We start from the raw sequence: 7,002 nt of genomic DNA on the forward strand, positions 1-7,002 counted from the left end.
GTCGGGGCGCTGGTTGGTCTCGATCACCTTGCAGTGGGTCTCAATCGCGGCGCCGCCCATGCGCGCGGCCTTGGCATAGGCGTGGGTGGTGCCGGAGGGGTCGAGGTGGCCGTCGAGCGGGTCGTACAGCCCGCCGATGATGCCGTCGATGTTGGTGACGGGGGCGATCTTCTTGATCTCTTCGGGGGAGACGATCTCGGTCTCAAGTCCCATGAAGCGGTGTTTGGCACGCTCGGCCTTCAGCATGTCGAAGCGTTCCTGGGTTTCGGCCAGGGTAACGCCGCCCACGTGGTGGAGGCCGCAGGACATGCCGGTGATCGCTTCCAGCTCTTTATAGAGCTTGATGGTGTAGCCCTGCAGCGCGGCCATGTTGGTGTCGCCGTTGAGGGTATGAAAGCCGCCTGCCGCGTGCCAGGTGGAGCCGGAGGTCAGCTCCGAGCGTTCGATCAGCATGACGTCGGACCAGCCGAGCTTGGTCAGGTGATACAGGACAGAGCAGCCGACGACGCCGCCGCCGATAACTGCCACGCGTGTGGTGGTTTTCATATGGGCCTCCCAGAATAGGTGTTGCCTGTATTCTGTACATAAGTGAACAGTAGTCCAGCAGAAAAGCGGCACGGCGTGCCGCTTACTGACCTTGAGGGAAGGTAGGTCTTACGCAGAGGTGCGGAAGCGGCTGTACTGGATCACAAAAATCGTGGTGAGGGGGGCGGCTAGGAGGATCACGCCAACGGTGATCAGCAGCATGCCCAACTGGGAATAATCGGCGGGGGTTGCGATATTGCCTTCCGAATCTGTCACCTCGCGCGTCACCAGGAAGATTTCGTTCAGGTACTTAGTGCCGAGGCTGGAGGCCGACAGCGCCAAGTTGGTGAAAGAGGCCATGACCGCAAAGAAGGTGGCCTTGAGCCCCGAGGGCGCGTTGCGGGCGATCCAGGCGAGCATCGGGATCATCGCAACCTGGCCGAGCGGGGATTCGACGGCGGTGTCGACCATGGCGATGAAGCGGGCGTCGACCACGCCGCCGGTCATCGCGGCGGTCCAGTGGTGGGCTCCGTAGTAAAGCGCGATATTGGGCAAGCTGAGGACGGCCTCGGTGATGGCCAGGAAGGCGACGATCCAGGCGATCGGGCGGCTGGCCATCATCGGGCGGAAAATCAGCATGCCCGCCAGCGTCAGTAAAGAGGTGATCAGGCCCAGGACAGACAGGAATTGCTGGTCAAAGCCCAGCACGTCGATCTCAAACCAAGTGGCGCCAGGACCGCGCAGGGGCGTGGCGCGATAGACAAAGATGATGATGGCGGTGCCGATCAGGGCGCAGGCTTGCTCCGTGGGCAGGACCGAAACCAGCTGCCGCATCAGGAACAGCACAATGGCCATGGAACCGGCAAAGACGATTTCCTGCGAGTAGGGAACGTCGCCCAGGCCCACAGCGAGGGAGAGCGCAACAAAAGCACCGCCGCCGAGGAAGTACCAGTGATTGGGGGCGACCGGTTCACGCGGCAGTTCTATGCGGGCGCGAATCTCAGCCTCGGCCACACCGGCGCGGCGCAGCAGGGCGGCCCTGCGCCACTTCTGCCAGATCGCCAGGGCGACACCGGAGAGGGAAATCACCGGGATCAGAAGAGCGAGGGTGAAGACAAAGCCGTAAAGCGCGGCTTTTTCCGGCTGCGGCAGCGCGTCGGCCCCGTCGAACAGGGCGACGTTCAACGCGGCGGCAGCGCTGGAGCCGCCGATCAGCGCAATGCGGCCGAAGGTCTGCATGGTGGTGTGCAGGGACTTGGTTTCAGCCTCGGGCAAGGGGCGGCCATGGTCATCGGTATGGGGCACGGCCTCGACCGACATCGCGTCGGCCACCACATCCTGCAGCACATATCCGCAGGGGGCCAGCAACGCGGCGGTGACATACCAGGCGCCCGGCGGCATCACGGCACCCATCATGGCAGGTTCCAGCACGATGGCAGCAAGGATACCATAACTGCCGGCCATCAGCCCGGCCCCCAGCAGGATCAGCAGGTATTTCCAGCGCCAGATCAGATCGACCAGATGCCCCAGCGGCATCTTCAGCGCCCAGGGCAGGCCGACCCAGAACGCCAATCCGGCCAGAAAGGCGGCGGAGAGGTCCAGGTATTCCTTGACGAAAAACGAGGCTGCAACGGTGGTGATGCCCTGCGTTCCATAGGCAAAGTAGATCAGCAGCGGCGGCATGAAGGACCAGCGCAGCTGGCGGAACAGATCCAGGATGATGCTGTCGAACCAGTGCCAGGCCAGTTCCGCCGCGCGGGTCATGCGGGTATCCCTGTCACGACAAGGGCCGGATCTTGAGGCTGGTCACCCGATTGCCCTCGCGCTCGGTCACTTCAAAGCGGAAACCATGAAAGGAGAACACCTGGCCCTTGGTCGGGATCATCTGCGCCTCGTGGATGACCAGCCCGGCGATGGTATTGGCTTCCTCATCCGGCAGGTTCCAGTCGGTGGCGCGGTTCAGGTCGCGAATGGTGGTAACACCCTCGACCAGATAGCAGCCATCTGCGGTCTTCTTGACAATGCTTTCCTCGTCGGGATCGAACTCGTCAGTAATTTCGCCGACGATTTCTTCCAGAATATCCTCCAGCGTGATCAGGCCTTGCAGCGCACCGTATTCATCAACCACCAGCGCAAAATGCGAGCGCATCCGCAGGAACTGGCGCATCTGTTCGTCCAGCGTGGTGGTTTCGGGCACAAAATAGGGCGCCTTGGCGATCTCGGAGATGTCAAAGGACGCGAGACGGCCGGCATCGCCGTCTGCGCCGCCGGCCTGTTCGTACATCGCCCGGAACAAATCCTTGGCATGGACCACCCCAATGATGTTCTCCTGCTCGCCGCGGAAGACGGGCAGGCGTGTGTGCGGGCTTTGCAGGCACTGTTCGAGGATGACTTCGGGATCCGCGTCCGCGTCGATCATCGCGATGTTGGAACGGTGCAGCATGATTTCTTCGACAAAACGGTCGGACAGATCCAGCGCGCCTAGGATGCGGTCGCGGTCTTCCTTTTCGACCACGCCTTCGGAATGGCCCAGATGCAACGCGCCCGCGATTTCCTCGCGCACCGCCATGATATGGCTGTCTGGGTCGATCCGCACGCCGAAGATCCGCAAGACACCGCGCACCAGCAACCGGACCAAGCCGACCACCGGCGCCAGCAGGGTGACAAGCACGCCGATCACCGGCGCAACGGCTGCCGCTGCCTTTTCAGCGTTGGAAATGGCATAAGTTTTGGGCAGCACCTCGGCAAAGACCAGCACCAGAACGGTCATCACCAGTGTCGCCAGGGCCACGCCGCTTTCCCCGAAAGCACGGGTGAACAAGGCGGTTGCCAGCGAGGTGCCGAGGATGTTGACAAGGTTATTGCCCAGCAGCACCGAACCAATCAGTCTTTCACTGTCTTCGGTGACGCTGAGCGCCTTTTGCGCGCCATGCGAGCCCTTGTCGGCCTGGCTGCGCAGTTTCCCGCGCGAGGCGGCGGTCAGCGCAGTTTCCGAGCCTGAGAAAAAGCCGGACAGGACGAGCAGCAGGACAATGGCCCCGGCAGTGGTCCAGAAGGCGCTGTCGAGTACGGTGGAGGCAGTGTCCATGAGGGGTCCAGAGATCCGGTCTGTTGAATGTTCGCTGTATTTATGGGGGTTTGCTGCAGGCGCTTCAAGTTCTAGCAGCGCTTAGCCCGCATCCTTGGCCAGCGGGTGATGCTGCAGCACCAGTTCCTGCAGGCGGGCGTCCAGCACATGGGTGTAAATTTCGGTGGTGGCGATGTCGGCGTGGCCGAGAAGAGCCTGGATCGCACGCAGGTCGGCGCCATTGGCCAGCAGATGCGTGGCAAAGGCGTGGCGCAGCGTGTGCGGCGTGACCTTGTCCGGAGAAACGCCGCCGGTGACCGCCAGTTCCTTGATCAGCAGGTAGAAGCGGTGGCGGGTCAGATGGCCGGATTTGCCGCGCGAAGGGAACAGGAAACGCGAGGCGGGCTTGCCCTTTGCTTCGCGTTCTGCCTCGGTGCCGTCGCGGGCGGCCAGCCAGACGGCCAGCGCTTCGCGCGCGGGCGGCGACAGCGGCACCATGCGTTCCTTGCCGCCTTTGCCGGTGATCAGCAGCATTCTGGGGTCGCCGCGGGCAGCGGAAACCGGCAGCGAGACCAGCTCGGTGACCCGCATTCCGGTGGCATAGAGCAGCTCCATCAGGCAGGTGTTGCGCAGCCGGTCTGCGGTGCTGCGGCCGGTCTGACGGGCGGCGTCGAGCAGGCGGTCGACCTCGATGACCTCCAGCGTTTTGGGCAGCCGTTTTTCGCGCCCCGGGCCGCGGATCCGGATGGCCGGATTGTCTTCGCGCCAGCCTTCCTCAAACGCAAAGCGGTAGATCTGCTTGGCCGCTGACAGCCGCCGCGCCCGGGTTGACCGCGCCAGTCCTTGCGCGTCGCAATTGATCAGATAGGCTTCGATATCGTCCTGGCTGGCGGTCAGGAAATCCAGGGTGCGGTGCTCCAGCCAGCCGGTCAGGTCCTTGAGGTCGCGGCCATAGGCCAGAAGCGTGTTCTGCGATGCACCGGCTTCGGCTGCCTGGGCGTCGAGGAAGGTTGAGATCCACTGGAAATTGTCGCGGGGGGGCGCCATGTCACTGCTGCTCCAGCAGCATCAGCTGCAGGGCGGCGCGGCGGGCGGTGTCTTCCAGCCCGACAGCGCGGAAAGCGGCCAGCGCCGCAGTCAGGTCGCCCAGATTGCCGTCGGCACCTTGGGCAAACAGCACCATGCTGCGCAGGATCGCTTCGCCCAGCTGGCCGTTGTTCAGCATTTGCCGGATCGCGGTCGGCACCGGGGCCGTTGTGTCAAACCCCAAGGATATGGCTTCAGCCATCTCCGACGGGGCGGCCGTGTCATCAGGCCGGCCCTGGGCCAGGGCCGCAAGGAACGGGTCGATCGTGCCGGCGGCCTGGGCATCATGCGCGGCGAGTTCATAGGAGGGCGACAACAGACGGATGCGCCAGGCCAGCGCGGCGGTCTGGCCGTTCAGGCTTGCGCGCGCCAGCGGTTCGCCGAAGAGGTCGGCAAAGACAGTTTCGGTGCCCGCCTGCTGCATTGCCTCCCAAGCGCGGGGCAGGGAGCGGTCAATGGCGTCCGCGTTGCCGGAGCTGAGGTCACTTTCCAGCTGCTGAACCGCCGCAACCCGGTCCCAGATGCCGCCTGATGCGGCGGGTTTGCGGGCGCTGAACAGGCCAAGATACTGATTGGGGTTGAGCGCACCGCCACGGGCCAACCGTTCAGCCGCCTCCAGCTGCGCCTTCCAGCCGGCAATGTCGCGCAGATCCGCTGCGGCAAAGGCCGGCGGCAGGGGCGCGGTGGGCATCGCCTCGCCGATGCTCTCGAACAGGCGGAAGGTCAGCGGATCCGGGTCCGCCGGGCGGCGCAGCGGCGGTGCCTGCTCGAACAGATCGGGATTCAGGAAGCGGTCCAGCAGCTGCATATGGTTTTCGGGCAGCAGCTCCAGCGCGTGGGCGGTTTCCATCATCAGCGCCGCGGTTGGCCAGTCGCTGCGCCGCGCTGCGCAAAAGATCCTGGCGGCATAGCTGTCTGACAGATGCGGCGAGGCCGTGAGGGCGGCGCAGGAGGCGTCCTCGCTGCCGGTCAGCAGCGTGGCGTTAAACCAGCGGGTGAAGCGGTCCTTGCTGTCCGTGGGCCCTGCATGCTCAACCAGTGCCTGGGCGGGGTCTGTGGCCCCCAGCGCCAGCAGCCGGTCCAGCCGGGCCAGAAGAATCCGGTCGGCTGCCGCAGCTGGCGGCCGGGTTTCCGACAACAGCAGGGTGAACAGCAGTGCCTGCATCGCCGGGCTGCCGCGCACCGGAACGGTTTCAATCAGATGGGTGATATCGCCGGCAGCGCTGCCGCGCCACAGATCGGCCGGCAGGCCGGTTGCCGACGCCGGAACCAGCCCGATGGGAGGCACCAGCGTTTCCAAAGGTGTGACCGAGACTGACGGAAATGCAGCCGTGCCCGCCACCGGCGGCTCCAGCAGAACAATGCCGGGAAGGCCACTGCGCGGCGGCGGCTGGTTCAGCCAGTCAATTGCCGCCAGGGGTTCATTGGCAAAGGCACTGCCGGCCATCATCACCCCGGCGGCAGCCGCCTTAATCCGCATTCAGCAACACCGGCTTGCGCACCTCGGTGCTGGGCGCGCGGAAATCCGCACCGAACCACGGCCCCACATATGCATAGCCCACCAGCCCGATTGCCGCCAGAACCGCCAAATAGACCAAGTACTTAATCAATCGCCTCATGGTACATCCAAAGCCTGTTTCCTGCTCTTTTGCCGAAGTTATATATTCCCTTTTCCGCAAGATCACGTCATTCACTGAAGAATGAGCGAAAAAGAGCAAGACAGCGGCCGGAAGGCAGCAGGCCCGGTGCCGGGGAAACTGAAAAAGACCATCGTGATGGTGGGTATGATGGGGGCCGGCAAGACCGCCGTGGGGCGCGCGCTGGCGGCCCGGCTGGATGTGCCTTTCCTGGACAGCGACCACGAGATCGAGGCCGCAGCCAATATGACGATCCCCGAGATTTTTGCCCGCGATGGCGAGCCGTTCTTCCGCCAAAAGGAACGGCAGGTGATCGCCCGGCTGCTGGAGGAAGAACGCGGTGTCCTGTCGACGGGCGGCGGCGCCTTTCTGGCGGAAGAAAACCGCAATGTGATTACCGCCAAAGGGGTCTCGGTCTGGCTGCAGGCCGATCTGGACGTTCTGTGGAACCGGGTGCGCCACCGCGACACCCGGCCGCTGCTGCGCACGGCTGATCCGCGTGCGACCCTCAGCGGCCTGTTCCGCGACCGGGTGCCGCTTTATGCAAAGGCGGACCTGACGGTCGTTTCGGACAGCCAGGCGGCAATTGAAACCATGGTTGACCGGGTGCTGGAAGCCTTGCAGGCGCGCCCCGATGTATTGGAGTGGACATGATGGAACGCAAGGTTCACGTGCCTCTGGGCGAGC

7 protein-coding genes are annotated in these 7,002 nt (G+C 64.2%); 1 reads left to right on the forward strand and 6 read right to left on the reverse strand.

The genetic code is table 11. From position 1 onward, the window contains the following. The 6 genes from VOI29_RS20870 to VOI29_RS20895 all read right to left on the reverse strand — a co-directional run. Positions 1 to 546, reverse strand: a 546-nt coding sequence (locus VOI29_RS20870; RefSeq protein ID WP_323783301.1) for an FAD-dependent oxidoreductase, incomplete at its 3' end; no start/stop codon positions are given. Positions 547 to 654: 108 nt separating this feature from the next. Continuing rightward, complete coding sequence (locus tag VOI29_RS20875) at positions 655 to 2,289, reverse strand: hypothetical protein (RefSeq protein ID WP_323783304.1); 1,635 nt, start codon at positions 2,287 to 2,289, stop codon at positions 655 to 657. Positions 2,290 to 2,302: 13 nt separating this feature from the next. Next, a complete protein-coding gene (locus tag VOI29_RS20880) occupies positions 2,303 to 3,613 on the reverse strand; it encodes an HlyC/CorC family transporter (protein WP_323783307.1) in 1,311 nt (436 codons plus the stop codon). Between the two features lie 81 nt (positions 3,614 to 3,694). Next, positions 3,695 to 4,639: a site-specific tyrosine recombinase XerD gene (locus VOI29_RS20885; protein ID WP_323783311.1), complete on the reverse strand. Its 945-nt coding sequence runs from the start codon at positions 4,637 to 4,639 to the stop codon at positions 3,695 to 3,697. A 1-nt stretch (position 4,640) separates the two neighbouring features. Then, positions 4,641 to 6,158, reverse strand: coding sequence for a hypothetical protein (locus tag VOI29_RS20890; RefSeq protein ID WP_323783314.1), 1,518 nt, complete (start codon positions 6,156 to 6,158; stop codon positions 4,641 to 4,643). Further along, positions 6,148 to 6,297, reverse strand: coding sequence for a hypothetical protein (locus tag VOI29_RS20895; RefSeq protein WP_323783317.1), 150 nt, complete (start codon positions 6,295 to 6,297; stop codon positions 6,148 to 6,150). Before VOI29_RS20895 ends, VOI29_RS20890 begins: the two co-directional genes overlap by 11 nt. 81 nt (positions 6,298 to 6,378) lie before the next feature. Here VOI29_RS20895 and VOI29_RS20900 point away from each other — a divergent pair, with 81 nt between their 5' ends. After that, a complete protein-coding gene (locus VOI29_RS20900; protein WP_323783320.1) occupies positions 6,379 to 6,969 on the forward strand; it encodes a shikimate kinase in 591 nt (196 codons plus the stop codon). The last annotated feature ends 33 nt before the right edge of the window (positions 6,970 to 7,002 follow it).

The organism is Leisingera sp., from assembly GCF_034669605.1.
In the GTDB taxonomy this organism is placed as follows: Bacteria; Pseudomonadota; Alphaproteobacteria; order Rhodobacterales; family Rhodobacteraceae; genus Leisingera.

Bases quoted from the DNA above. Each gene is read 5' to 3' on its own strand.
- VOI29_RS20875 (WP_323783304.1), bottom strand. From the start codon at position 2,289: ATGACCCGCGCGGCGGAACTGGCCTGGCACTGGTTCGACAGCATCATC.
- VOI29_RS20880 (WP_323783307.1), bottom strand. From the start codon at position 3,613: ATGGACACTGCCTCCACCGTACTCGACAGCGCCTTCTGGACCACTGCC.
- VOI29_RS20885 (WP_323783311.1), bottom strand. From the start codon at position 4,639: ATGGCGCCCCCCCGCGACAATTTCCAGTGGATCTCAACCTTCCTCGAC.
- VOI29_RS20890 (WP_323783314.1), bottom strand. From the start codon at position 6,158: ATGCGGATTAAGGCGGCTGCCGCCGGGGTGATGATGGCCGGCAGTGCC.
- VOI29_RS20895 (WP_323783317.1), bottom strand. From the start codon at position 6,297: ATGAGGCGATTGATTAAGTACTTGGTCTATTTGGCGGTTCTGGCGGCA.
- VOI29_RS20900 (WP_323783320.1), top strand. From the start codon at position 6,379: ATGAGCGAAAAAGAGCAAGACAGCGGCCGGAAGGCAGCAGGCCCGGTG.